This window comes from Ruegeria marisflavi, assembly GCF_025673445.1.
Classification (GTDB): Bacteria; Pseudomonadota; Alphaproteobacteria; order Rhodobacterales; family Rhodobacteraceae; genus Ruegeria_B; species Ruegeria_B marisflavi.
Genome location: NZ_JAOVQN010000002.1, coordinates 180221 through 206135 on the forward strand (window position 1 = coordinate 180221; position 25915 = coordinate 206135).

25 protein-coding genes are annotated in these 25915 nt (G+C 61.9%); 13 read left to right on the top strand and 12 right to left on the bottom strand.

All coding sequences use genetic code 11. The features are described from left to right. The 3 genes from OEZ49_RS02785 to OEZ49_RS02795 form a co-directional block, all read right to left on the bottom strand. Positions 1-537, bottom strand: coding sequence for a rod shape-determining protein MreD (locus tag OEZ49_RS02785; RefSeq protein ID WP_263386898.1), 537 nt, complete (start codon positions 535-537; stop codon positions 1-3). After that, positions 530-1438, bottom strand: coding sequence for a rod shape-determining protein MreC (gene mreC / locus OEZ49_RS02790; RefSeq protein WP_263387071.1), 909 nt, complete (start codon positions 1436-1438; stop codon positions 530-532). Before mreC ends, OEZ49_RS02785 begins: the two co-directional genes overlap by 8 nt. 77 nt (positions 1439-1515) lie before the next feature. Further along, positions 1516-2562 carry a rod shape-determining protein gene (locus tag OEZ49_RS02795; protein ID WP_011046181.1) on the bottom strand — a complete coding sequence of 349 codons (1047 nt, stop codon included), beginning with the start codon at positions 2560-2562 and terminating at the stop codon, positions 1516-1518. A 164-nt stretch (positions 2563-2726) separates the two neighbouring features. On the opposite strand from OEZ49_RS02795, the gene OEZ49_RS02800 reads away from it, so the two are divergent. Further along, on the top strand, positions 2727-3512 hold the full coding sequence (locus OEZ49_RS02800; protein WP_164129074.1) for a 23S rRNA (adenine(2030)-N(6))-methyltransferase RlmJ: 786 nt from the start codon (positions 2727-2729) through the stop codon (positions 3510-3512). 256 nt (positions 3513-3768) lie between these two features. Then, the gene (locus OEZ49_RS02805) at positions 3769-5511 is read left to right on the top strand and encodes an adenylate/guanylate cyclase domain-containing protein (protein ID WP_263386899.1); all 1743 of its coding nucleotides are present in this window, start codon (positions 3769-3771) and stop codon (positions 5509-5511) included. A 32-nt stretch (positions 5512-5543) separates the two neighbouring features. On the opposite strand, the gene OEZ49_RS02810 is transcribed toward OEZ49_RS02805, so the two are convergent. Beyond that, on the bottom strand, positions 5544-7118 hold the full coding sequence (locus OEZ49_RS02810) for a 2-isopropylmalate synthase (RefSeq protein ID WP_164129072.1): 1575 nt from the start codon (positions 7116-7118) through the stop codon (positions 5544-5546). 276 nt (positions 7119-7394) lie between these two features. Here OEZ49_RS02810 and OEZ49_RS02815 point away from each other — a divergent pair, with 276 nt between their 5' ends. Beyond that, complete coding sequence (locus OEZ49_RS02815) at positions 7395-8060, top strand: SDR family NAD(P)-dependent oxidoreductase (protein ID WP_263386900.1); 666 nt, start codon at positions 7395-7397, stop codon at positions 8058-8060. Continuing rightward, on the top strand, positions 8057-9583 hold the full coding sequence (locus OEZ49_RS02820; RefSeq protein WP_263386901.1) for a cryptochrome/photolyase family protein: 1527 nt from the start codon (positions 8057-8059) through the stop codon (positions 9581-9583). The genes OEZ49_RS02815 and OEZ49_RS02820 overlap by 4 nt, the downstream gene beginning before the upstream one ends. On the opposite strand, the gene OEZ49_RS02825 is transcribed toward OEZ49_RS02820, so the two are convergent. After that, a complete protein-coding gene (locus OEZ49_RS02825; RefSeq protein ID WP_263386902.1) occupies positions 9580-11001 on the bottom strand; it encodes an MORN repeat-containing protein in 1422 nt (473 codons plus the stop codon). The genes OEZ49_RS02820 and OEZ49_RS02825 overlap by 4 nt on opposite strands. A 159-nt stretch (positions 11002-11160) precedes the next feature. On the opposite strand from OEZ49_RS02825, the gene OEZ49_RS02830 reads away from it, so the two are divergent. From OEZ49_RS02830 to OEZ49_RS02845, 4 genes are all read left to right on the top strand, one after another. Next, positions 11161-12819 (top strand): NAD+ synthase, encoded by a 1659-nt coding sequence (locus OEZ49_RS02830; RefSeq protein ID WP_263386903.1) that lies wholly within the window; start codon positions 11161-11163, stop codon positions 12817-12819. 198 nt (positions 12820-13017) lie between these two features. Beyond that, positions 13018-13611 (top strand): hypothetical protein, encoded by a 594-nt coding sequence (locus tag OEZ49_RS02835; protein WP_263386904.1) that lies wholly within the window; start codon positions 13018-13020, stop codon positions 13609-13611. A 186-nt stretch (positions 13612-13797) separates the two neighbouring features. Then, positions 13798-14418: a hypothetical protein gene (locus tag OEZ49_RS02840; RefSeq protein WP_263386905.1), complete on the top strand. Its 621-nt coding sequence runs from the start codon at positions 13798-13800 to the stop codon at positions 14416-14418. Positions 14419-14534: 116 nt separating this feature from the next. Next, positions 14535-15866, top strand: a complete 1332-nt coding sequence (locus tag OEZ49_RS02845; protein ID WP_263386906.1) for an NAD(P)/FAD-dependent oxidoreductase — start codon at positions 14535-14537, stop codon at positions 15864-15866. On the opposite strand, the gene OEZ49_RS02850 is transcribed toward OEZ49_RS02845, so the two are convergent. Next, positions 15863-16795, bottom strand: a complete 933-nt coding sequence (locus tag OEZ49_RS02850) for an MBL fold metallo-hydrolase (RefSeq protein ID WP_263386907.1) — start codon at positions 16793-16795, stop codon at positions 15863-15865. The genes OEZ49_RS02845 and OEZ49_RS02850 overlap by 4 nt on opposite strands. Positions 16796-16913: 118 nt before the next feature. On the opposite strand from OEZ49_RS02850, the gene OEZ49_RS02855 reads away from it, so the two are divergent. Both OEZ49_RS02855 and gltX read left to right on the top strand, forming a co-directional pair. After that, the gene (locus tag OEZ49_RS02855) at positions 16914-17342 is read left to right on the top strand and encodes a DUF1801 domain-containing protein (RefSeq protein ID WP_263386908.1); all 429 of its coding nucleotides are present in this window, start codon (positions 16914-16916) and stop codon (positions 17340-17342) included. Positions 17343-17405: 63 nt separating this feature from the next. Continuing rightward, positions 17406-18731: a glutamate--tRNA ligase gene (gene gltX, locus OEZ49_RS02860; RefSeq protein ID WP_263386909.1), complete on the top strand. Its 1326-nt coding sequence runs from the start codon at positions 17406-17408 to the stop codon at positions 18729-18731. A gap of 46 nt (positions 18732-18777) precedes the next feature. Here the strand turns inward: gltX and OEZ49_RS02865 are convergent, their stop codons facing one another. After that, complete coding sequence (locus tag OEZ49_RS02865) at positions 18778-19347, bottom strand: gamma-glutamylcyclotransferase family protein (RefSeq protein ID WP_263386910.1); 570 nt, start codon at positions 19345-19347, stop codon at positions 18778-18780. A gap of 100 nt (positions 19348-19447) precedes the next feature. Between OEZ49_RS02865 and OEZ49_RS02870 the strand changes: the two genes are divergently transcribed. Further along, positions 19448-19894, top strand: coding sequence for an RrF2 family transcriptional regulator (locus tag OEZ49_RS02870; protein WP_263386911.1), 447 nt, complete (start codon positions 19448-19450; stop codon positions 19892-19894). On the opposite strand, the gene OEZ49_RS02875 is transcribed toward OEZ49_RS02870, so the two are convergent. Together OEZ49_RS02875 and OEZ49_RS02880 are read right to left on the bottom strand one after the other, a co-directional pair. Next, complete coding sequence (locus OEZ49_RS02875) at positions 19895-22423, bottom strand: ABC transporter permease (protein WP_263386912.1); 2529 nt, start codon at positions 22421-22423, stop codon at positions 19895-19897. It abuts the gene before it with no gap. Further along, positions 22420-23115, bottom strand: a complete 696-nt coding sequence (locus tag OEZ49_RS02880) for an ABC transporter ATP-binding protein (protein WP_263386913.1) — start codon at positions 23113-23115, stop codon at positions 22420-22422. Before OEZ49_RS02880 ends, OEZ49_RS02875 begins: the two co-directional genes overlap by 4 nt. 49 nt (positions 23116-23164) lie before the next feature. Between OEZ49_RS02880 and OEZ49_RS02885 the strand changes: the two genes are divergently transcribed. After that, the gene (locus OEZ49_RS02885) at positions 23165-23794 is read left to right on the top strand and encodes an arylesterase (RefSeq protein ID WP_263386914.1); all 630 of its coding nucleotides are present in this window, start codon (positions 23165-23167) and stop codon (positions 23792-23794) included. A 105-nt stretch (positions 23795-23899) separates the two neighbouring features. Here OEZ49_RS02885 and OEZ49_RS02890 read toward each other — a convergent pair whose 3' ends face one another. The 3 genes from OEZ49_RS02890 to OEZ49_RS02900 all read right to left on the bottom strand — a co-directional run bounded on the left by OEZ49_RS02890 (position 23900) and on the right by OEZ49_RS02900 (position 25325). Further along, positions 23900-24106, bottom strand: coding sequence for a cold-shock protein (locus OEZ49_RS02890; protein WP_164129056.1), 207 nt, complete (start codon positions 24104-24106; stop codon positions 23900-23902). Positions 24107-24327: 221 nt separating this feature from the next. Further along, positions 24328-24885 (bottom strand): L,D-transpeptidase, encoded by a 558-nt coding sequence (locus OEZ49_RS02895; protein WP_263386915.1) that lies wholly within the window; start codon positions 24883-24885, stop codon positions 24328-24330. Between the two features lie 56 nt (positions 24886-24941). Continuing rightward, positions 24942-25325, bottom strand: a complete 384-nt coding sequence (locus OEZ49_RS02900) for a hypothetical protein (protein ID WP_164129054.1) — start codon at positions 25323-25325, stop codon at positions 24942-24944. A gap of 129 nt (positions 25326-25454) precedes the next feature. On the opposite strand from OEZ49_RS02900, the gene OEZ49_RS02905 reads away from it, so the two are divergent. Next, positions 25455-25835 carry an acyl-CoA thioesterase gene (locus tag OEZ49_RS02905; protein WP_164129053.1) on the top strand — a complete coding sequence of 127 codons (381 nt, stop codon included), beginning with the start codon at positions 25455-25457 and terminating at the stop codon, positions 25833-25835. Positions 25836-25915 lie beyond the last annotated feature (80 nt).

Here is a 25915-nt window from a genome sequence, read left to right on the forward strand (position 1 = left end):
CTAACGGGCTCCCAGGGCTTCGGCGTCGATCGGTGCCAATCGACGGACACCGAACAGAGTTTGGCTGACCGCAACAACCAAAGGATAAAACCCGATGGTCAGCAGCATCTGAGTGGCAGATAGAAAGAAGGGTGCGCGTTCGACTGCGGTCAGGGTAAGCGCCAGACGGTAAGACAGTGCGAGCCCAACCAGCAACATCGAAACTGAAATCCATTCTCCGACAAATCCGGTTTCTCCCTGTCCGGACATTCGGTTCCGCAGAAACATCGTTGCCGCTACGCTCAGGGCGGATAGCAAGCCGGGAGGACGTAACAACAGCATATCCGCCAAAAGCATGACTAGCGCGATAAGAAGCATAGGCACATAATCGGGGCGTCTCAGCGCCCAGGCCAGTGTCAATGCGATCAAAAGATCGGGACCTGCCCAAAATCGGGGTAATGTATCGAGCGGCAACAGTTGAAAAAACAGGATCGTCAAGCTCAGACCAACGTAGACCACGCGCATGGTCCAGATCCGGGACGGTGACAGGCTATCCATCGGTCCCCTCCCTCGGAGCCTCGGGCGCCTGTTGTGGCGGCAGTTCCGGACCAACGATTCCGCCGTGGTCTTCCACTTTTTCCGTCCCGTGATGGCGCAGAACCCGCAGGAATTCCAGCCGTTCGTAATCGGCCGACAACCGGACACGGAGCCGCCCTGAGGGATCCTCGGCGACCTGCCCGACAAGAAGCCCGGCAGGGAAAACGCCTCCGTCGCCGGATGTGACCACCCGGTCTCCGGGGCGCACCATCTCTCGGTTTTCCAGGAAATCGACCACCGGCGCCGGGCTGTTGTCGCCGACGACCAGCGCGCTCTGGCCGGATGGCTGGATCGTGACGGGGATCGCGCTTGCCGCATCGGTCAACAGTATGACACGCGCGGTGTTCCGGCCAACGCCGGAAATCCGGCCAACCAGCCCGATCCCGTCCATGGCGGCCCAGCCGTCGACGATCCCGTCGCGCGCGCCCACGTTCAACAGCACCGATTGCCGAAACGGCGAGCCGCTGTCGGCCATGACCACGCCGGTGACAAAGGTCAGCCGGGGATCAAGGCGGACATTGTTCAGATCCAGAAGCCGCGCGTTCTCTTGCTCCAATTGCAGGGCGGCTTCTTTCCAGGCCCGCATCTGCCGCAGCTCGCTGCGCAGTTCGCGGTTCTGCTCGCTCAGCCGCTGATAGCTCTGGAAATCGCGAACCAGATTGATCAGGCCGGTAACCGGGGTCATGGCCCAGTCCATCGAGGGCACTACCGTATCGACCACCTGTGCGCGAAAGCGCTCGACCCGGGGGCTGTCAATTCTCCAGACTAGGAAGATCCCGATCAGGCACAACAAGATAACCCCGAGAAACAAGCGGCGCAGGGGGGCGAAATAATCCTCTCGCTGTGAGCGGTCCTTGGCCACGAAGCTCTTCTCCGGTGCGTAAACGGCCGCCTCAAGGCGACCCATGTCCCTGGATCGTGTCCCGGAATCTGCGCGCCTTAGCTGTCGTAGTCAATCGCGTGGCGCAGTTGCTTTTCATACTCCAGCGCCTTGCCGGTGCCGAGTGCGACGCAATTCAGGCTTTCGTCGGCGATCGAAACCGCCAGCCCGGTCTGTTCACGCAGGGCCAGATCCAGATCTCCCAGCAGCGCGCCACCGCCTGTCAGCATGACGCCCCGGTCGACGATATCGGCGGCCAGGTCGGGCGGCGTGGTTTCCAGCGCGGTCATCACCGCCTCGCAGATCTGCTGCACCGGTTCGGCCAGCGCCTCGGCCACCTGGGCCTGGCTGATCTCGATCTCCTTGGGCACGCCGTTTAGCAGGTCGCGACCCCGGATCAGCATCGACTGGCCGCGCCCGTCATCGGGCATGCGCGCGGTGCCGATCGAGGTCTTGATGCGCTCGGCGGTGCTTTCGCCCACCAGCAGGTTCTGCTGACGGCGCAGATAGCTGATGATCGCCTCGTCCATCCGGTCTCCGCCGACGCGGACCGAGCGGGCGTACACGATGTCACCCAGCGACAGCACCGCGACCTCGGTGGTGCCGCCACCGATATCGACAACCATGTTGCCAGTCGGGTCGGTGATCGGCATGCCGGCCCCGATGGCCGCTGCGATCGGTTCTGCGATCAGGCCCGCGCGGCGTGCGCCGGCGCTCAGCACCGATTGACGGATCGCGCGTTTTTCCACCGGGGTGGCACCATGGGGGACGCAGACGATGATCTTGGGTTTCGAGAAGGTCGAGCGTTTGTGCACCTTGCGGATGAAATGCTTGATCATCTCCTCGGCGGTGTCGAAATCGGCGATCACGCCTTCGCGCATCGGCCGGATCGCCTCGATGCTGCCCGGGGTCCGGCCCAGCATCAGCTTGGCATCCTCGCCCACGGCGAGAACCTTCTTGACCCCGTCCTTGACGTGATAGGCCACCACCGAAGGTTCCGACAGGATTATACCACGCCCCTTGACGTAGACCAGCGTATTGGCGGTTCCCAGGTCGATGGCCATGTCCGCAGCGAACAGACCACTCAAATTGTCAAAGAACCCCATTGCGGTTGATCCTGCTCTTCTCGATTGTTGCGATTGCCCGCGACTCGACGGCTCGGGGCCGAATGACTTATAGGGCGCGGACGCAATGTGGAAAAGGGCCGAATCCGGCTCAATCAGCGCCAATCCGCCACGGAACGGCGGGCAAGACCAATTAAAGGGACGAAATGCTGTCGTATCAGCACATTTACCATGCCGGAAACCTGGCCGATGTGCAGAAACACTCTGTTCTGGCGGTGGCGCTCGACTATCTGACCCGCAAAGACAAACCGATGGTCTATCTCGAATCTCATTCGGGCCGCGGGCTTTACCACCTGGATGCGGAAGAGGCGGTCAAGACCGGCGAAGCGGCGGCCGGAATCGCCAGGGTGCAAAATGAGAACTGGTTCGCGCCGGAACATCCCTTGGCCCGTGTCCTGCACAAGGTGCATCAGGCCCATGGGGCCGAGGCATATCCCGGGTCGCCATTGATCGCCGCGCATCTGCTGCGTCCTGGCGACAAGCTGCACCTTGCCGAATTGCATCCGCAGGAACGTAGGGCCCTTGAACACGCAATGGGCCAGTTTCCGGCGCGCATCTATCCGCAGGACGGGTTCGAGATGGCCCAATCGCTGCTGCCGCCCACCCCAAGGCGGGGAATGCTGCTGATTGACCCAAGCTATGAGCTTAAGAACGATTACGAGCGGATGCCCGGAATCATCGGCCGCCTGCACCGCAAATGGAATGTCGGCGTTATCGCGCTTTGGTACCCGATCCTAGCCGATGGTCGCCACAAACCGATGCTTTCCGCGCTTGAACGGCTGGGCCTGCCGGGCGCCCTGCGGCACGAGGTCCGTTTTCCGCCGGTTCGCGAGGGGCACAGGATGGTCGGGTCGGGCATGTTTCTTGTCAATGCGCCCTTTGGGTTGACAGAGGAAACGGCAAGACTTTCGGCGCTGTTCTCGCGACTGTGACACGACACGGGTTTGCAGGGGGTCAAAGGGCGCCTCAATAACCTCATCGCACGGCTGGTCGACACTGTTAAACCACGCGACGGCAACATGCGTTACCTTTCTCGACCGCCATGTCTGTCGGGCCGACACAAGGTTGACCGCCGCCGACCTTTCTTCGGATGCCTCTATTCTGTGTCGACCCCGCGCATTCCAGGCAATGGAAACGTTTGGAAGTGCGGCATCTTCTAGTCTACTATCATTTTCGGGGAGGGACCCGATGGATCGAAAACTGGCAGCTGTTCTGGCGGCGGACATGGTGGGCTATAGCCGACTCATGGAGACCGACGAACAAGGCACACTTGCGCGGTTGCGGACCCACCGTATCGAACTGATCGATCCGTCAATTACTCTTAACCGGGGCAAGATCATCAAGACGACGGGCGACGGGATGCTGGTCGAGTTTTCCAGTGCCCGCGATGCGGTTGCCTGTGCGGTCGAGGTGCAGACACGCATGTGTCGACGCAACATGGATGTCCCCGAGGACCGGCGCATCCGGTTTCGCATCGGCGTCAATCTAGGCGATATCATCTGCGAGGACGGAGACATCTTTGGCAGCGGCGTCAACGTCGCCGCCCGTCTGGAGCAAATGGCAGGCGTAGGCGAAGTGCTGGTCTCCTCGGCGGTGTATGATCAGGTCTGCCGGCAGATGGAACTTCAGTTCCAGGATATGGGCGAATTGTCCCTCAAGAATCTCAGCCATCCCGTGCGCGCCTATCGCGTCGCACTGGAGCTGCCATCTATCCCGTCAACCATGTCCCAGGGATCTGACGCGGAACAGACCAAGGTGGTCAAGCCGACGATCGCCGTTCTGCCCTTTGCCAATATGAGCGGGGATCCGGAACAGGAGTTCTTTGTCGACGGGCTGACCGAAGATGTCCTGACCGAGCTCAGCCGACGACACGAGCTGTTCGTCATCTCCCGCAACTCCAGCTTCGTCTACAAGGGAAAGGCGGTGAACCTGCGCGAAGTGGCCGAAAAACTGGGCGCGCAATACATCGTCGAAGGCAGTGTCAGAAAGGCCGGAAACCGCCTGAGAGTCACCGTGCAGCTGATAGACAGCGACCGTGACACCCATATCTGGGCCGAACGCTATGACCGGGAAATGGACGATATCTTTGCCATTCAGGACGAGATCACAGCCGCGGTGGTTGCGACACTGCCGGGCCGGATCGAGGCGTCGAAGACGGATCAGATAGCGCGCAAGAAGCCATCGAACCTGGCGGCTTATGAATGCGTATTGGCCGCAAAGGTGCTGCACCACCGCAGCACGCCCGCCGACAACGAGGAGGCGATCCGGCTGATCGACCGGGCCATCAGCCTTGATCCCGAATACGCACATGCGCACGCGTGGAGCGGGTGCATTCGGGGCCAGGCCTGGGGCTATGGATGGAGCGACGATCCCGCCGACATGCTGGCACAAGCCGAAGTCGCCATCAGGAAAGCGGCCGAGCTGGACGACAACGATGCCGATGTCCATCGCCTGATGGCCGCCATCCAGATCATGCGCAACGATTTGGGCAAGGCCCGGTACCATCAGGAACGCGCCTTGTCGCTCAATCCCAATTACGACCTTGTTGTTGTGCAGATGGGAGAGCTATTGACCTGGATGGGCCAGCCCGAGGAGGGTGTCGAATGGATCGAAAAGGCCATGCGGCTCAATCCGCACCATCCCGCCCGGTTCTGGAGCCATTTGGGCAAGGCGCATTTCTGCGCCCGCAACTATGATCAGGCGATCGACGCATTCCATCACCTGGGGGCCTTCGACGTCTTGCAGAATGTATTCCTGGCCGCATGCCATGGGTGGCGCGGCGACGAGGCCGAGGCCCGCCGCCATGCCGATCTGGTCCTGGCCTCTCAACCGCAATTCAGCGCCGGGGAATTTCTGTCCATGACCCATTATGGCCGCGACGAAGATCGCGACCATCTGCGCGAGGGAATGGCGCGGGCCGGACTGTCATAAGGTTCGGGCCCGCGCATTGCGGGCCCGGCGCTTCAGGTCAGATCCTTGTAGCTGATTTCCCTCGTATCCGCGCCGGGGCCGGCCTTTTCCCGGCGCACCATCAAGCGGTTGAGCGCGTTGATATAGGCCTTGGCGCTGGCCACCACGGTGTCGGTATTGGCCGACTCGCCGGTGGCGATCATGCCGTCCTCTTCCAGACGCACGCTCACGGTCGCCTGGGCATCCGTGCCTTCGGTCACCGCATGCACCTGATAGAGTTGCAGATGCGCCTCGTTGGGATGCAACGCGCGGATCGCCTTGAAGCTGGCGTCCACCGGCCCGTCGCCATGCGCGGTGGCGCTGACATCCTTGCCGTCGATCTCCATCTCGACCGTGGCTTCGGCCGGGCCGCCAGTGCCGCAGATCACTTTCATCGACACCAGTTGCAGATGGTCCTGTTCGGCATTCTCGCCCGACCGCATCAGCGCGATCACATCGTCGTCGAACACCTCTTTCTTGCGGTCGGCCAATTCCTTGAACCGCACGAAGATGTCCTTGAGCTGGTTATCGCCCACCTCGTACCCAAGGTGTTCCAGCTTGTCGCGCAGCGCGGCGCGCCCCGAATGCTTGCCCAATGGCAGCGAGGTGCCGGAAAGGCCGATATCCTCGGGCCGCATGATCTCGAAATTCTCGCGGTTCTTCAGCATCCCGTCCTGGTGGATGCCGCTTTCATGAGCGAATGCGTTCTTGCCCACGATGGCCTTGTTGAACTGTACCGGAAAGCCCGAAACGGTCGCCACCCGGCGCGAGATTGCCATAATCTTGGTGGTGTCGATTCCGGTGTGCCAGGGCATGATGTCGTGGCGGGTCTTCATCGCCATGACCACTTCCTCCAACGCCGTGTTGCCGGCGCGTTCGCCCAGCCCGTTGATCGTGCATTCGATCTGTCGGGCACCGCCGGCCACGGCGGCCAGGCTGTTGGCCGTCGCCATGCCCAGGTCGTTGTGGCAATGGGTGGCAAAGATCACCTGGTCGGCGCCGGGCACGGTCTCGATCAGGCGGCGGATCAGGCTCGCCGATTCCTCGGGCGCGGTATAGCCGACGGTATCGGGGATGTTGATGGTGCTGGCGCCCGCCTTGATGGCGATCTCGACCACCCGGCACAGGTAATCCCATTCCGTCCGGGTCGCATCCATCGGCGACCACTGCACGTTTTCGCAGAGGTTGCGGGCGTGGCTGACCGTTTCATGGATCTTCTCGGCCATTTCATCCATGGTCAGGTTGGGAATGGCCCGGTGCAGAGGCGAGGTGCCGATGAACGTATGAATGCGGTTCTTCTCGGCGTGTTTCACCGCCTCCCAGCAGCGGTCGATATCGGCAAAATTGGCCCGCGCCAGCCCGCAGATGCGGGCATTCTTGGCGCGGCGGGCGATCTCGCTCACCGCCTTGAAATCACCTTCCGAGGCGATGGGGAATCCGGCCTCGATAATGTCCACGCCCATCTCGTCGAGCATCTCGGCGATCTCGAGCTTTTCGGTATGGGTCATGGTGGCACCGGGGCTCTGTTCGCCGTCGCGGAGCGTGGTGTCGAAAATCAAGACGCGGTCTTGGTCGGTCGCATGTGTCATGGGATGTGTCTTTCCGTATCTGTCCTAAGCCTGATGGCGCGCAAGCCTCCTCCTCTGAGCGGGCGCGCCGAAGGGCACGCTCAGAGGCGGATTAGGATCAGTAGACCACGCAGTTCGCCGCCACGAATGGCGGTACCGGTCTTGGATATGTCTGCGCGGTTGATCATGACGAGAGGTTATACAGGCCGCATCGCGAATGGAAAGAGTGAAAATGCCCGGGCGGAAACTCCGGCCGATCATGTTGATCGCCATTCGTTTCCCGCTAGCTGACGAGGCATGGAAAAAGCGCTTGTCATAGGGGCCTCGGGCGGGATCGGTGCAGCGGTTGTGGCCCAACTCGATCGGCTGGGGGGCATGGTTACCCGGCTATCCCGGTCAGCCGATGGGTTCGACCTCACCGACGACCATGCCGTTGCAACGCGACTGAAGGGGCTGGATGGTCCGTTCGATCTGGTCTTTGTGGCGACGGGGGCATTGGAAATCGACGGAAATCGGCCTGAAAAGTCGCTGCGCGCGATTTCGGCGCGCGCCATGCTCGATCAGTTCGCGCTGAACGCGGTTGGTCCGGCCCTGGTGCTGCGCGAGGCGTCACGGCTCTTGCCGCGAGATCGCCGCGCCGTCTTTGCTGTCCTGTCGGCCCGGGTTGGGTCCATTGAGGACAACCGTCTGGGTGGCTGGGTCAGTTACCGGGCGGCAAAGGCCGCACTGAACCAGATCGTTCGTACCGGCGCCATCGAGCTCGCGCGCAGCCACAAGCAGGCCATATGCGTCGCATTGCATCCCGGCACTGTGGCGACCGCGTTTACCGAGCGTTATCTGGGCCGTCATCCCGCTGTCCCGCCAGATCAGGCGGCATCGAACCTTTTGAGAGTGATTGATGGCCTGACGCCCGAACAGACGGGCGGATTCTTCGATTGGGCGGGAAAGGAAATCCCGTGGTGAACCGTCTTATCCTGGTGTTGGGAGATCAACTGAGCGAAAGCCTGTCGGCGCTTGCGTCGGGGGACAAGGCCAAAGATCTTGTTGTCATGGCCGAGGTGACCGCCGAGACGGAGTATGTCCGCCATCACCCCAAGAAAATCGCTTTGGTGCTGGCCGCCATGCGCAAATTCGCCGACAGGCTGCGCGCCTTGGGATGGACCGTGGCCTATACGCGACTGGATGATCCGGAAAACGGTGGGTCGATACCCGCGGAACTCTTGCGCCGGTCCGACGAGACCGGTTCGAGAGAGGTTCTTGTGACCACGCCGGGGGAGTGGCGTCTGATCACGGCACTACGAGATTTGCCCCTGACCGTGCGGTTCCTGCCGGATGAACGTTTTGTATCCCGCGGTTCCGATTTCCGGGACTGGGCCAGGGGGCGAAAACAGTTGCGCATGGAGTGGTTCTATCGCGACATGAGGCGCAAGACCGGCCTGTTGATGGACGGGGACCAGCCCGCCGGCGGAAAATGGAACTATGACGCGGAAAACCGCAAACAAGCACCGAAAGACCTGGCTTTCCCGGACCCCATGCGGTTTGAACCCGACGCAATAACCCAAGAGGTTCTGGCCCTCGTCGCAGACAGGTTTGGCCAGAACTTCGGCACCTTGCATCCTTTCTGGTTTGCAACCGATCACGCTCAGGCACGCGTGGCGCTGGATCATTTCATATCACAGGCCCTGCCGCTGTTCGGCGACTACCAGGATGCAATGTTGTCGGGGCAGCGGTTTCTCTACCATGCTGCCATTTCACACTATCTGAACATCGGCCTGCTGGAGCCATTGGAGGTTTGCCAGGCCGCCGAGGCGGCCTGGCAGCAGGGCAGGGTTCCGCTGAACTGCGCCGAGGGTTTCATCAGGCAGATTATCGGCTGGCGGGAATTCGTGCGCGGCATCTACTTTCTCGAAGGCCCGGAGTACACCTCGCGCAACCTGCTGGACCATCATCGCGATTTGCCGCCGCTTTATTGGGGGGCGGAAACGCGCATGCATTGCATGGCCGAGGCTATTTTACAGACACGGGAGGAAGCCTATGCCCATCACATCCAGCGCCTGATGGTCACGGGGAACTTTGCCCTGCTTGCGGGCGTGGACCCGCAGAAAGTTCACGAATGGTATCTGGCGGTCTATGCCGATGCTTTCGAATGGGTCGAGGCCCCCAATACGCTGTGCATGAGCCAGTTTGCCGATGGTGGCATCGTTGCCTCCAAACCCTATGTGTCGAGCGGGTCTTACATCAACAGGATGTCAGACTACTGCGGTCAATGTTCCTATGACGTAAAGGCCAAGATCGGCGAGACGGCGTGTCCTTTCAACCTGCTCTACTGGCATTTCCTTGACAGGCATCGCGACCGGTTCTCCGATAATCCCAGAATGGGCAACATGTATCGGACATGGGACCGCATGGAGGATACGCATCGGCAAACGGTTCTTGCCGACGCCGATACGTTTCTCTCGAGACTGGATGCGGGTGAAACGGTCTAGCCGCCTGATGCGGCCGGTGCCGCCTCTTTGCGGTTCAGGGCGCCATTGTCCCAGTCGCCGGTCTCTTCCTGGCCGCTGGCGTATTTCATGGTGCCTTCGCCCTGACGCTTGCCATTGCGGAAATGGCCCTCGTAGACATCGCCATTGGCATAGGTGGCCACGCCCAACCCGCTGATCTTGCCGCCTTCCCACTGGCCCTTGTAGCGGAAGCCATCGGCCATCACGATCTCGCCATCGCCTTCTCGCTGCCCGTTCACATATTGGCCGGTATAGACCGAACCATCCGGATAGGTCGCCTTGCCCTGGCCATGGCGAACACCATCCTGCCAGCCGCCTTCATAGCGATATCCATCGGCATAGGTCATGACACCCTGGCCATGGTTGCGCGCGTTTTTGAACTCGCCCTGATAGACAATTCCATTGGCATAGGTGGCCGTGCCCGTGCCTTCGATCACGCCCGCGACCCAATCGCCCTCATAGCTCGATCCGTCGGGATAGGTGATCTTGCCCTGGCCATCGGCCAGGTCGGCGCGGAAATTGCCTTCGTAGACCGAGCCGTCGGGATAGGTCACACGCCCCTGGCCTTCGATCTGCCCGGCAACCCAGGCACCGGTGTAGACATAGCCGTCGGTGCCGGTAAAGGTGCCCTGTCCCTCGCGTCGGTCTTCAGCGAACTGGCCCTCATAGATATCGCCGTTTGCATAAGTGACCTTGCCCATCCCCTGACGGCGACCGGCCACCAGCTCGCCTTCGTAGACGTCGCCATTGGCTTGCGTCAGCGTTCCAGTCCCGTTGATCTGGCCATCGGCCCAGAGCCCGACATAGACCAGCCCGTCGGGCAGGGTCAGCTTGCCCTCTCCATGACGCTGCCCCGCCAGGATCTGACCCTCGTAGATCGCGCCGTCGGGATAGGTGATTTTGCCCATCCCCTCTTTTTCGCCATCCACCCAGTCGCCGTCATAGACATAGCCGCCGGGGCTTTGCATCACGCCTTTGCCGTGGTGTTTCGCATCGCGAAATCCGCCTTCGTAGCGGACACCGTTGGCATAGGTGGCGACACCCTGGCCATTGATCACGCCGTCGCTCCACTCGCCCTCATAGGTGCCGCCGTCGGAAAAGGTGATCTTGCCCATGCCTTCGGGTTTTCCCTTGGCGAACTGCCCCTCATAGACGGACCCGTTCGGAAACCGCGCGACACCCCGGCCGCGGATTTCTCCATCGACCCAGTCGCCCGCGTATTCATAGCCGTTAGGCAGACGGTATGTGCCGGTGCCATGCTGAAGCCCGCCCCGGAACGTACCCTCGTAGACGCCCCCGATATCATCCTGCGTTGTCAGGACCTGCGCGTCCTGCGCAACTGCAACTTGTGAGACAGCCATTGCCGTAACGAAAGCGATACGTCTGGGGATCTTGGTCATTCCTGTGCCTCTGTCTGCCTTGTCGGCCGTCTGATGCTGTGCGGCACCGCAAAATTACGGCAGGCTTAGGGCAGGAGCAATGTCTTTTGGCGCATTTGGCTTTCCCTCGCGCGTCGATCTGGTAAATCGGCTATCCGAGGGACAGGCTGAGAGGGCAAGATGGCCGGGCGTTTCCGAATAACTTTGGCGCAACTCAACCCGACGGTCGGTGATCTGGCCGGCAATGCGGCCAAGGCCAGACAGGCCTGGGCGCAGGGGCGCGATGCAGGGGCGGACCTGGTTGCGCTGCCTGAAATGTTCATCACCGGGTACAATACCCAGGATCTGGTGTTGAAACCGTCATTTCACGAGGCCGCCATTTCGATGATCGAGACACTGGCCCGCGATTGCGCAGACGGCCCGGCCCTGGCCATCGGCGGCCCCTGGGTCGAGGACGGCAAGCTCTATAACGCCTACCTGATCCTCAAGGGTGGCAAGATCGCCAGCCGCTCGCTCAAGACCCACCTGCCCAATGAAACCGTGTTCGACGAGGTGCGCATCTTTGACGCCGGACCGCTGGGCGGGCCCTATTCGGTGGGCAACACCCGCATCGGCAGCCCGATCTGCGAGGATGCCTGGCACGAGGATGTGGCCGAGACCCTGGCCGAGACCGGGGCCGAGTTTCTGTTGGTCCCCAATGGCTCGCCCTATTTCCGTGACAAATACGACGTGCGGGTCAATCAAATGGTGGCGCGGGTGGTCGAGACCGGGCTGCCGCTCATTTATCTCAACATGGTGGGCGGTCAGGACGATCAGGTGTTCGATGGCGGCACCTTTGGCCTCAACCCCGGCGGCGCGCTGGCGTTCCGCATGCCGGTGTTTGACGAGACCGTGGCCCATGTCGATCTGGAACGCGGGCCCGAAGGCTGGCGCATCGCCAAGGGCGAGATCGCGCCGCTGCCCGATGCCTGGGAGCAGGACTACCGCGTGATGGTCGAAAGCCTGCGCGACTACATGCGCAAGACCGGTTTTTCTAAGGTTTTGCTGGGCCTCTCAGGCGGCGTCGATTCCGCGCTAGTGGCGGCGATCGCCACCGATGCGCTGGGGGCCGAAAACGTGCGCTGCGTTATGCTGCCGTCGGAATACACCAGTGCCGAGTCGCTGGCGGATGCCGAGGCCGTGGCGCAGGCGCTGGGCGTGCGCTACGACTATGTGCCGATCTCGGAAAGCCGGGCGGCAGTGACCAATACGCTGGCGCCGCTCTTTGCCGGGACCGAACCGGGCCTGACCGAAGAGAACATCCAGTCCCGCCTGCGCGGCCTCTTGCTGATGGCGCTCAGCAACAAGTTCGGCGAAATGCTGCTGACCACCGGCAACAAGTCCGAGGTGGCGGTGGGCTATGCCACCATCTATGGCGACATGGCGGGCGGCTACAACCCGATCAAGGATCTCTATAAGACGCGGGTGTTCGAGACCTGCCGCTGGCGTAACGCCAACCACCGGCCCTGGATGATGGGACCGGCGGGCGAGGTGATCCGGCCTTCGGTCATCGACAAGCCCCCCAGCGCCGAACTGCGCGCGGATCAGAAGGACAGCGACAGCCTGCCGGATTATCCCGAGCTGGACGCGATCCTCAACATTCTGGTCGATCAGGACGGCTCGATCGCCGATTGCGTGGCCGCAGGGTTCGACCGCGATGTCGCCCGCCGGGTCGAGCATCTGATCTATATCAGCGAGTACAAGCGGTTCCAATCGGCCCCCGGTGCCCGGCTGACCCCGCGCGCCTTTTGGCTGGACCGGCGCTATCCCATCGTGAATCGCTGGCGCGACCCGAGTTGATGCCACGTTGCGAACAATGAAGCCACAGAGGGCGATATTGTCCCCGGTCTGATTCCGATTTGAGGAGAATTTGACCTAAATATGACATTTTATAGGCAAGGGATCGTAGGCGATGGCAAACTCGCCAGAGTTGCCGCCCTTTGCCTATGAAACAGGCGCAAACCGGGGCGGAGAATACTCGTATCTGGGATGTGTGCCATGTTGAATCCTTTGAATGCCCCCCCGCAAGGGGTGAAAATGCTTAAGTCTCCACCGCTGAAGATTAATGAAGCCGAAATAGATCAGGTCGTTCAGGCGGTAATGCGGGAAGACGCATTTAAGCCAAAGACCAAACCGCGCAAGACCCTTCCGGAGATCGCTCCGGCTGTGCCCATGCGGGAACAGATCGAGGACGGCGCAAAACGCAAACCGCTCTACCAGCCGAGATTTCGGCACTCGGCCGCAACTCTAGCTCTGGCACTGACGATCAGTTGGCCCTGGCTGCTGCCAACCTTGTTGGGGCTTGCGATCGTGCTTCCGGTCATTGCCTGTCTGACGCTCGGTTGTGATCGCATTAGCAGGATCGTCGTGGTCGGCTTTGCCCGGTTATACCGGTTAAGCCCTGTTAAGGCAGAAGCGCTGCGCAGTTGGTCGATGCGGTGTGTCGCCGGACTGGAGAGACTGCTTGCGCGTCTGCCAGATCGTTGGACTGCCGGACTCTATTTACCGGACTTTGGACCCACACCAAACAGTTCTGACTGGATGCAGAAGGACCCGTTCGAAAGAATTCGTCTGGAACAGGCAGAAATCTGACCCGGGCGTAGTTTCGGAACATTTCCCTATGCCGCCACAATTCAGCCCGAATGGTGCCCGATTTGCCTTTTTAAAGTCGATATAGGCAAGCGAAGACCACAGAAATGGCGATTTTGCCCGAGCAGTGAAGACCGTCTGGTATAAACAGACGTGGGGAAGAAACTGAACTCGCTCGGGAACAGTCCAATGAAAGCGCCTAATTCGCTGCACCTGTCCTCTGTCAACTTGACCCAATCCGAGGGGCTTGATGCCGATGATCAGATGATCGACGCAAAGATCCGCGCCCTTTTGGAAAGCGACGTATTGAGTCCGCGACAACAACCAGTCCGGGAATCCGTTCGGGAACAGCGGCAGGCCCCAGATCAGGAGCAATCTGTCCGTCCGGATTCCGGACTGACGTTCCGCTATTTTTTGGACAATCCACCGGGATGGCGGGTTTCACTGGCAATACTTTTCTTGACCATTCTGGTTGGTTGGCCGGTTTTGCTGCTGGGGTCTCTAGGATTGTTAATGGCAGTCCTTGCGATCTCGTACTTCACGCTGGGCCATGATCGCGCGACCGAGATTTGCCTTCAAGGTTATGAGTTGCTCTACCAATACAAACCCGGACATGCCGAATACTTGCGAGACTGGGCCGCAAGGCAAACTACGGCTTTGGAGCGTTTGCTGTCATATTTGCCGGAAAGCTGGATTTCGGGGTTGTACCTACCAGATTTTGAGGCTGAAACCGGTATACCGGAAAAGATGCAAATGGACCCGTTTGATAGGCTTTACGAACGCCTGCGCAGCCCAGATGCCGAGCCGTGAGTGCAGTTTTGCCACAACTGTCCGGGATGTGATCTGGCGCGGCGATTTTCATCCTTCCGTCCGGGTGGGGCGGGCTACATCACGGGCAACGATTGCCTCTGAATGATCGAGCCTAAATGCCCGGACCTCGCCTGACCGATTTCTACTCTGATCTTGCCCTGCCCAAGCAGGTCGAGGTGGTTGTTATTGGTGGCGGCATCGTGGGGGTATCTGCCGCCTTGGAACTGGCTGAGCGGGGCGTATCGGTCCTGCTCTGCGAAAAAGGTCAGATCGGGGCCGAGCAGAGCTCGCGCAATTGGGGGTGGGTGCGGTTGGGTATGCGCGACCCGCGCGAGATTCCGCTGATGCAGGCCGCGCTGGAGATCTGGGGCGGGTTGGATGCCCGGCTGGGCCGCAGCACCGGTTTTGTCCGCTCGGGTATCCTGTTTGCCGCGTCCGGGCGGCGTGACGCGGGAAATCTGGAACGCTGGGCGCGTCATGTGGACGGGCTGAGCACGCAGGCGCGGATGATCGAGGGCGGCGAGATCGCCACCTGCCTGCCGGGCCACCGCAATCCGCCGCGCACGGCGCTGCTGATGCCGCAGGACGGCCGGGCTGAGCCGCAATGGGCAGCCCCGGCGATTGCCGAGGGCGCGCGCGACCGGGGCGCACAGATTCTTACCGCCTGTGCGGTGCGATCTCTGGATGTTGAAGCGGGACGCATCTCGGGTGTCTACACCGAACGGGGCAGGGTGGCCTGTTCCGGTGTCATCCTGGCGGGTGGCGCGTGGTCGCGTCTCTTTGCGGGTAACGCTGGCATCTGCCTGCCGCAACTCAAGGTGCTGAATACGCTCCTTCGCAGCTCACCGGTCAACGGTTTGCCTGACACGGCGTACTGGTCGGACCGCTTCACCATCCGCCGCCGGGCCGATGGCGGCTTTACCATTGCCGACGGGACGCAGAATACGGTTGACCTGGTGCCTGACAGCTTTCGGTTGGCGCGCCGCTTCTTGCCCGCGTTCCGGCAGGAGTGGCGCTCGCTGCGTTTCCGCGTTTCGCGCCGCTGGCTGGAGGAGGCACAATATGCCCGTCACTGGTCGCCGTCTGACGTGACCCAGTTCGAACTGACCCGGATTCTCGACCCCGAGCCGTCGCAGAAACACATCCGTCATGCCTGGGCCGCTGCCCGGCACGCCTTTCCCGCGCTGGAAGGCGCGGAGATCATGCAAAGCTGGGCCGGGATGATCGACGTGACACCGGATGCCATTCCGGTCATCTCGAATGTCGAGCAGATGCCGGGCCTCTACATCGCGACAGGCTTCTCCGGGCATGGATTTGGGATAGGGCCGGGCGCCGGGCGGCTGATCGCCGATCTGGCGACCGGCGAAACTTCGGTGGTCGATCCGTGGGAATTTCGCCTGTCGCGGTTCACCGACGGCAGCCGCATTGCGCCCGACCCGGGCTATTAACCCATCAACTGATAGCTTACCGGAACGAAGCGGAAGCCTTCGCCACGGGTCTCGACATAGCCAATCGCCGGGAACGGCATATGGTATCCGATCATCGGAACGCGGTCGGCAGCCAGCATGCCCAGGATATCGCGGCGCGAGGCGGTGGCCTGGGCCTTGTCCATGTCGAACATGACCTCCCATTCGGGATGCGCGAACGACCAAACATAATGGTTGGCCAGATCCGCCGTCAGCATGAGCCCTTGCCCGTCGCTCTCCAGCATGTATCCCATGTGGCCGGGGGTGTGGCCACGAGCGTCCACTGCAGTAACGCCGGAAACAACCGAGCCGCCCGGCTCGACAAAGGTCATCTTCTCGGCCAGCGGCGTCACGTTGGATTTCACCAGATCGCCAACCCGGTTACCGGCCTCTGCCTTTGACCAGAATTCGTATTCCGTGGTGCCGGTGACATAGCGGGCATTCGAAAAGGTCGGCGCGCCATCGGTCATCATGCCGCCGATATGGTCGGGGTGCATATGGGTGATCACGACCACGTCAATGGCATCTGGGGACACGCCAGCCGCATCCAGCGCCTTGACGATACCGCCCTGGCCGAGGCCGGTATCAAACAGCACCAGTTCCGCACCGGTATCGACCAGCGTCGGCGTGAAAAAGAACTGTGCCATGTCCGCAGGAATGAAATTCTCTGCCGATACCCGGGCGAAATCCTCATCACTTGCGCCACCGCCAAAGATGCCTTTGGGATTGTCCCGGGGCAGGCTGCCGTCCAGCAAGGTGGTGATCCCGAACCCGCCCAGTTTGAACGATCGGGCAATCGGCGCCGCTGCCTTGCCGCCATGCGCGGCAGCAAGCGCCGGTCTGGCGGCGGCCGCCAATGGAAGAGCGGATGCCCCCGCCAAGGCGGCGCGGCGCGTGAACTTGATAGTCATCGAAACACTCCCAGGGTTGAACGAACAGAGAAAAGCTTAGGTCGAACACCCGGTTCGGCAATGTGGGAAAATGCGCGGAGACCTGTGCAAGAATCGCAATGGCCCCTAAGGTGGTGTCATGGTGACGAACAAGACGGTTCCCACAGGCGCGGACGTCGATCTTTTCCTGTCCGCGATTAGTCCGGAGGCGAGGCTTGCGGATGGCGTGCGTCTGGACGCCCTGTTTCGCGAGGTGACAGGTTTTCCGCCGGTGATGTGGGGGCCGTCGATGGTGGGTTACGGGCGATATCACTATCGCTATGCGTCGGGGCGCGAAGGCGATTTCCTGGCCACCGGGTTCTCGCCCCGCAAGGCAGCGTTCAGTATCTATATCTTGCCGGGTTATGCGGACTTCTCCGACATCCTTGCACGGTTGGGAAAACACAGGACCGGCAAATCCTGCCTCTACGTCACAAGACTGTCGGATATCGACCTCGATGCTCTGGCCGAGCTGATCGAGGCGGGGCTCGAAGATCTCGCCCGCCACTGGCCGGTCTTTCCGGCCTGAACACCCGCGCCGCTGGACAAAATGCCGCCTCTGTGACAAGGGACGCGGCAACAGGAGATGTCCATGACCACCACCCGTTTTGCCCCGTCGCCCACCGGCTATATCCATGTCGGCAATCTGCGCACCGCGCTGATGAATTACCTGATCGCCCGCAAGTCGGGCGGCACCTTCATCCTGCGGATCGACGATACCGATCCCGAGCGGTCGAAAGAGGAATATGTCGACGCGATCAAGCAGGACCTGGAATGGCTGGGCCTGCACTGGGACCGGGTCGAGCGGCAGTCCGAGCGGCTGGACCGCTATGCCGATGCGGCTGACAAGCTGCGCCAGATGGGCCGGTTCTATGAGGCGTTCGAAACGCCGACCGAACTGGACCTCAAGCGCAAGAAGCAGCTCAACATGGGCAAGCCGCCGGTCTATGACCGGGCCGCGCTGGACCTGACCGAGGCGCAGAAAGATGCATTGCGCGCCGAGCGCGGCAATGGCGTCTGGCGGTTCAAGCTGGACCAGCAGCGGATCGAGTGGACCGACGGTATCCTGGGTGACATCTCGATCGATGCGGCCAGCGTGTCCGACCCGGTGCTGATCCGTGGCGATGGCCAGGTGCTCTATACGCTCGCCTCGGTGGTCGACGACACCGATATGGGCGTCACCGACGTGGTGCGCGGCGCCGACCACGTGACCAATACCGCCACCCAGATCCAGATCATGGCGGCGCTTGGGTTCGATCACCCGCGTTTCGCCCATCACTCGCTGTTGACCGGCCCGCAGGGCGAGGCGCTGTCCAAGCGCCTCGGCACGCTGGCCCTGCGCGACCTGCGCGAACAGGGGGTGCAGCCGATGGCCCTGCTCAGCCTGATGGCGCGGCTCGGATCGGCCGATCCGGTCGAGATGCGGAACGACATGGCCGAGCTCATCGAAGGGTTCGACGTGACCCGGTTCGGGGCCGCGCCAACCAAGTTCGATGTGCAGGACCTGTTCCCGCTGACCGCCCGCTACCTTCAGGGGCTGCCTTTGTCATCGGTCGCCGATGCCGTGGCCGCTGCCGGTGTTTCCTCGGATCTGGCCGAGGCGTTCTGGTCCATGGCGCGCGAGAACATCACGACGCTGAACGATCTCGAAGGCTGGTGGATCCTGTGCCGCGACGGCGCCGAACCTCTGATCGAGGACGAGGACCGCGCCTTCATCGCCGAGGCCATGGCGCTGCTGCCCGAGGGTCCGTTCGACGGCGGGACCTGGGCGGCCTGGACACAGGCCGTGAAAGAGGCCACGGGCCGCAAGGGAAAATTCCTCTTCATGCCCCTGCGCAAGGCACTGACCGGGATGGAGCGGGGCCCGGAAATGGCAACGCTGCTGCCCTTGCTGCAAGTCATCCGCGCCCGCGGCTAGGTTTGGAGCGAAGAAAAAAAGCGGTGGGCTGTTATGCCCGCCGCGTTCAGGCCATGGTTTCGATGGTCGCCGAAACCGCCGCCAGATGGCTGTCGACAAGCGCCGTCTCGGACGGCTTCAAGACCTGATGCCGGGGATAGCGGGGCGCCGCGCGGTCGTTGATGATCGGCGCCTCCCAACCGTCTGTCGTGGCAAAGAAACGCTCTACCCCGGCCTCTCCGAAATGGCGCAGGTACCCTTGGACCACCACGTCGATGTAACTCAGCAGGATGGGGTGCCGCGTGCTGGGCAGGCTCTGTTTTTCGGTGGCCACCGCATAAACGGCGATGTCGACCGGTCGGGTCAGGTCATGTGACACCGCGCCGGTCACCGGAACCCGGTCATAGGCCCATTCGCGCGCATCCAGCGCCGCCCAGTCGTCATTTGGAACATGGGCGATCATACCTTCGATCTCGCAATCGGGATCGGGGGTGGCCGTCAGAAACGCCACCTGGCGCAGATCGGTGTGCCGCCATCCCCGCCGCCATCCCTTCAGCCGCGCCGGTCGCGGGTCGGGAAAATCATGCGTCGTAAGGTTCACCAGGCTGCCGTAGCCAAAGAAATAAGGGTCTGGCATCGTCCATTCCGGAAAAACAAGCAATTGATGTATGTCAAACAGGTTTTTCCGGGGATGTGCAATAAACCTGCATCGAATATCCCATTGGGGAGGAACCCACATGCGCATCACCAAGCGGACCAACATCGCCGTTCGGCTGTTGATGTATTGCGCCGCCCATCAGGGTCGGCTTGTCACCAAGTCTGAAATCGCCGAAGTCTGCAACATCTCCGAAAACCATCTGGCGCAGGTGATCAACCAGCTCAGCCAGCTTGGCTATCTGAACACGCAGCGTGGCCGCAACGGCGGGATGTGCCTGGGCATGCCCTCGGATGCGATCCGCATTGGCGAGGTCTTTCGCCATGTCGAAGGCAACCTGCCGATGGTCGAATGTTTTGCCGATGCCGACAACAGCTGCCCGCTGACCGATGCCTGCCGCCTGAAACTGGCGCTCAGGGATGCGGCACAGGCGTTCTATGCCTCGCTGGACGAGATCACCCTGGATGCGCTGGTCTGTGACAACACCGACTTGCTGAAGATCCTCAATCCCGTCGTGTGCGCCCGATAATCACTCGCGCGCGCGCAGCACTGCCGCAGAGCGGGCAGCCAGCGGCCGCCAGGCAAAGATCAGCCCGGCAGCCGTTGTCACGATGACTCCACCAGCCACGATCATCAGGGCCGAAGGCCATATGATCGTAAAGCCGGTTTCAAAGACAAACGTACCAACCGCCCAGGCGCCCAGAAGCCCGGCCGACAGGGCAATCGCGCCCGCGACAGCCCCCAGCAGGGCGCTGCGCAGCAGGAAGCTCCACAGGATAAGCCCGCGCGTCGCCCCCAGGGTGCGCAGGACCGCGGCCTCGTAGAGCCGCGCCCCCTGGCCAGCGGCGGCCGCGCCGATCAGGACCAGAAACCCGGTCAGCAGCGATGTGCCGGCCCCGTAAGAGGTCGCTGTCGCCAGCCCCGCCAGCACGTCCGATGCCCGGTCGATGGCATCGCGGACGCGGATTGCGGTGATGTTGGGATAGGCCGATGCCACGTCCCGCAGGATCGCGGCTTCGGCCCGCTCCTCGGCATAGACCGTGGCGATATAGCTGTGTGGGGCACCGGCGACCGAGGCGGGGTTCATGGTCATGACAAACCCCATACCGGCGGTCGAGAAATCCACTTCGCGGAATGACGCGATCGTGGCCTCGATATCCCGGCCCAGGATGTTGACCGTCAGCGTGTCCCCCAGGTGCAGCCCCAGTTCTTCTGCCTCTTCGGCGGCAAAGCTGATCAAGGGCGGGCCTGTGTATCCGGCGGTCCACCACTCCCCGGCGGTCAACCGGGTGGTTTTGGGCAGCGCTTCGGCATAGGTTATCCCCCGGTCGCCGCGCACCACCCAGTGGTTTCCCGCGACCTCTTGCGCCGGTTGGCCGTTGATCCGCGTGATGACGCCGCGCAGCATGGGTGCGCTCTCAACGCGGGTCACAGACGGATCCTCGTCCAGCCGCGCGTTGAACCCGTCGATCTGGTCCTTCTGGATATCGACAAAAAAGTACGATGGCGCCACATCCGGCAGGTTGCCGGAAATGGCAACGCGCAGGTTGCCGTCGATCTGTCCGACGGCGGACAGAACCGACAGCCCCAGACCCAGCGACAGCATGACCGGGAACGCGCCGCCGCGCCCGGTTGAAATGGCCGCCAGAGCCCAGCGCATCGCCGGTTTTCCGCGCACCAACGGGGCCGCGACCCGGGCCAGGAACCGCGCGGCGCCGGCCGCCAGCGACAGCAGGACCAAGGCGCCGCACAAGCCGCCAATGGTCCAGAGCGTCAGCCGGGCCGACCCGCTGAACCACATCGCCAATCCGACGAGCAGACCCAGTGCCGCCAGAATTGTCAGCAGATACGGCCAGCGCGGAAACCATGACGCCTGGCTGAGCGCCTCGCGAAAAAGGGTGGCGGCGCGAATGTCCTCTGTCCGGGCCAGCGGCCAGAGCGTAAAGATGAAAGCCGTCAGCAGACCATAGATCGCGGCCTCTCCCAGCGGGGCGGGGTAGATCGCAAAAACGGCCGGTACCGGTAGCTGCGCCGTGATCAACGGCGCCAGCAGCACCGGCACCAGCCCGCCAAGCACCAGCCCCAGAACGATCCCCAACAGCGAAAGCGCGCCGATTTGCAGGAAATACAGCTGAAAGATCGTCCGCCTGTCCGCCCCCAATGTCCGCAAGGTCGCGATGGTGGCGGTCTTGTCGGCAAGATAGGTCCGCACGGCAACCGACACCCCGACGCCACCGACCGCAAGGCCGGACAGGCCTACGAGGATCAGAAAGGCGCTCAGCCGCCGTGTGAAATCGGCAATCCCCGGGGCGCCGTTCCGGGCGTCGGTCCACCGCATACCGGTTTCGGTGAACTGGCTCTTGGCCTCGTCCGCGGTCTGGCGCAGATCGGCCCCCTCAGGCAGGCGCAACCGGTATTTTGTCGTGAACAACGTGCCCGGTTGCAGCAGGCCCGAACTGCCAAGATCACCCGACAGGACCAGCGTGCGCGGGCCCAGCGCGAACCCGTCCGCCAGTCCGTCGGGAATACTGCGGATTGTTGCGCGCAGGACAAACTCCTGCTCGCCCAACCGGAACCTGTCGCCCGGGTTCAGGTTCAGCCGGTCAGACAGCGCGCGTTCCATCGCCGCGCCAGGCAGCCCGTCGACCGTAGCGAATGCATCGGCGAGCGGCATGGGCGGATCCAGAACCACTTGCCCCAACAAAGGATAGGCCGCGTCAACCGCCTTGACCTGGGTCAGGGCTCGGTCTGCCGCATCGCCCGATCCGACAACGGCCATCGACCGGAAATCCACCAGTTCCGATATCTCGGCGCCCGTGCCTGCCATCCAGTCCCGTTCCGCATCGGTGGCAAAGCGATAGGTGAACCGCATCTCTGCATCGCCACCCAGCAGGGCTGCCCCCTCGCGCGCAAGACCGGTCTGAATCGCACTGCGCACCGAACCGACGATGGCGATGGTGGCCACACCCAGAACAAGGCAGGCCAGAAAGATGCGGAATCCGCGCACGCCGCCACGCAGGTCCCGCCGCGCCAGCCGAGCCGCAAGGCGCAGGCTCATACGCCCGCCTCGGTGGTGGAATCCGCAACAATGCGGCCATCGCGTATGCGCACGATCCGGTCGCACCGGCGGGCGAGCGCATCGCTATGCGTGACCAGAACCAAGGTCGATCCATGCCTGTCGCGCAGGCCAAAGAGCATCTCGATGATCGCGGAGCTGTTGGCCTCGTCCAGGTTGCCTGTCGGTTCGTCGGCCAGAAGGATCGCGGGCCGAGGGGCCGCGGCCCGCGCCAGGGCCACGCGCTGCTGCTCGCCGCCCGAGAGCTGAGCCGGATAGTGCCCCGCCCGGTGCTTGAGCCCCACCGCCTCCAACTCGGCCTCTGCCCGCGAAAACGCATCGCTCCGGCCCGCCAGTTCAAGAGGCGTGGCAATGTTTTCCAGCGCGGTCATCGTCGGAATCAGGTGAAAGTTCTGAAACACGATCCCCATCGACCCCCGGCGAAAACGCGCCAGCGCGTCCTCGTCCGTATCGTTCAGATCCTTGCCCAAGGCCCGGACGCACCCGCCGGTTGCCCGCTCCAAGCCCCCCATCAGCATCAGGATCGAGGATTTGCCGGATCCGGACGGGCCGACAAGGCCCAGAGTCTGCCCTTTTGGCACGCTCAGCGTGATGCCATGGAGAATATCCACGTGACCTGCATTGCCATCGAACGACAAACGGGCATCTTCTAGGGATATGGCGTGGTCATTCATGGGCAGGCCTTCGTTAAGGATCACAATGGGATATGGAGTACAGGCTGGCATGCGCAAGGTTCTTTTTGGGCTTATGTTGGGTGTTGGGGCTGTCCCAGTCGCCGCCGAACCGGTCGTGATCGCGGCATTGGGCGACAGCCTGACCCAGGGTTACGGACTGCCAGTCGATGACGGTTTTGTCCCCCAATTGCAGAACTGGGCACGCGCCAAGGGGGCGGATGTCACCCTGATAAATGCTGGCGTATCCGGCGATACCTCGGCAGGCGGCGCCGCCCGCATCGGCTGGACGCTGACGCCAGAGGTCGACGGGCTGATCGTCACCTTGGGCGGCAATGACCTGTTGCGCGGTCTTGCACCGGACATGACCCGTCGAAATCTGACCGAAATTCTGAACACCGCGCAATCGGCCGACGTTGCCGTGTTGCTGATCGGAATGCAAGCGCCGGGCAATTACGGGGTGGAGTACAAAAACACGTTCGATGCGATCTACCCCGATCTCGCAGATCAGTTCGATACGCTGTACGTGCCCAGTTTCTTTTCGGCTCTGGGTGAGGATCCGACCAGTTTTGTCGGGCTGATGCAGGGTGACGGCATTCACCCGAATGCCGAAGGGGTCAGCCGGATCGTCGAGGCCATAGGGCCTGCGGTGCTGGAGCTCATCGAACGGGCGGAGAACTGACCAAGCCGCCTGCGCCCGCACCATGTGGGCACGTGCAAACGGCAAGAACGGCAACAAGATGGTGCCAAGGGCCCGGTCAGGCGGACCCTTGGTCGTGTGTTCTGCTTAGAGCAGTTTCAGGTCAACTGCCGATTCCCGGCCGTCCCGGCCAGGTTTCAGCTCATAGCTGACCTTCTGATTGTCTGCGAGCCCGGTAAGCCCCGAACGTTCTACGGCCGAGATATGGACGAATACGTCCTTTCCGCCGCCTTCGGGGGCAATGAACCCAAAGCCCTTGGTGGTGTTGAACCATTTGACGGTGCCGGTGGCCATCGTCCTCATCTCCTGTAGTCTATTCTGCCCGCGACGTGCGGCAGGTCGGCTCGGTCAGTGCAACATCGAAAACTGAGCCTGTCAGGGAGCAGTGAGGTCGATAGCGTAACTTTGCAGAAATAAGAAATGCAGCCGGATTCCTCATTTTTCAAGAAAAATCGCACAGTCCCCTCAAGATACGCGGTAACCCGGCACTGCCCGGCGGCCGCCGCCATATCCAGTCACAGCACGTTCACCTTGGTTCCAAGCGGCACCCGGGCGTACAGGTCGATCACGTGTTCGTTCAGCATCCGGATACAACCGTTCGACGCGGCCTGACCGATGGTTTCCGGCTGCGTGGTGCCATGGATACGGAAATAGGTGTCGACACCATTCTGGAAGAGATAGAGCGCCCGGGCGCCCAGCGGGTTTCCCGGCCCTCCGGGTTGCACATAGTCGTTATCGACAAACTTGGCATATGTTCGCGGATCGCGTTCGATCATCTCTTGGGTGGGGCGCCAGGTCGGCCATTCTTTTTTCACGTCGATCGTGGCGCTGCCAGTGAACTCCAGCCCGGCCTTTCCAACGCCGCACCCGTACCGGATCGCCTTTCGCGGTTCGGTCACGAGATACAGGTAGAACGAGCGCGGCAGGATCATCAAAAGCCCTGGTTCGAACTCTTTCTTGATGCGCACTTCCTGTGGGGTCGGATCGAATGCCGCTTGCGCATCAGCCTGAATGGCCCAGTGCACTCCGGCTACCGCCGTTGCTGTCGCAAGGAAATCGCGTCGCGTGAACATCAATACCCTCCTGTTTGCCAAGTTCTGGGGTATTTTCGGGCGATGACGTGACTGGGTCAATGTGTTTGACGGTCGTATCTAAAAAGTGATGCAACAGCGGCTGCGGTCAGGGCACAGGTTGCCAGCCAGCCAAGATACCAGGCCTGTCCGGCCAGCGCGTCTTCGGCGAAGGATGCGGCAAACCGCAGTTTTCCCGCCTTGGCCACGGCAAAGGCAAAGAAGGCAAACAGGGTGAAGCCGATGAACCGGGTGTTCCGTGGGATCCGCAGCACCCAGGCCGTCATCGCAAGGCCAATTCCCAAGGGGATCCCGGCCCAGATCACCTTGTGCGCCCACCAGGGATGCGCGCCCAGCCGCTGTGCCAGCCCGGTCAGTTGGATCGCAAAGGCGGCTCCAACCAGCATGAGCCCGGGGAGAAGGATACGAACAAAAGGTGTCATGTTGCTCATCTGATACCTGACCTGTGTTTTGAAAGTCCTTGTCTCAGCTTCGTGATCTTCATTGTGCAGGATCCGACAAATCGGTTTAGATTGTCTGTAGCCGCATCGCAGCATCTGGAGGGACGGAGAATGTCGGAAAATCAACCCAACGGAGACCTGACACTGCGAACCTTGGCAATGCCACGCGATGTCAACGTGAATGGCGACATTTTTGGCGGCTGGGTGCTCAGCCAGATGGACATTGCTGCCGGAATTACCGCAGGCGCCCGGGCTGCGGGGCGGGTGACGACCGTCGCGGTGGATGCGATGAAATTCATCCGCCCGGTGCGGGTCGGGGATGTCCTGTGCATCTACTGTCAGGTTGCGCGTATCGGGCGCACGTCCCTGGCCATCGAGATCGAAGCCTGGGTCTTGCGCGATCGTTATGGGGTTCGGGAGAAGGTGACCGAGGCCATGTTCACCTTTGTCGCGATCGACGAACAGGGGCGCCCGAGACAGGTCGATGCATGAGGCCGCGGCCGAAATTTGCCAGCCTTTGACTCCGTGCAATATCCCACTTTTCCAAGGGTGGGAAAGCGATATGCTTCACA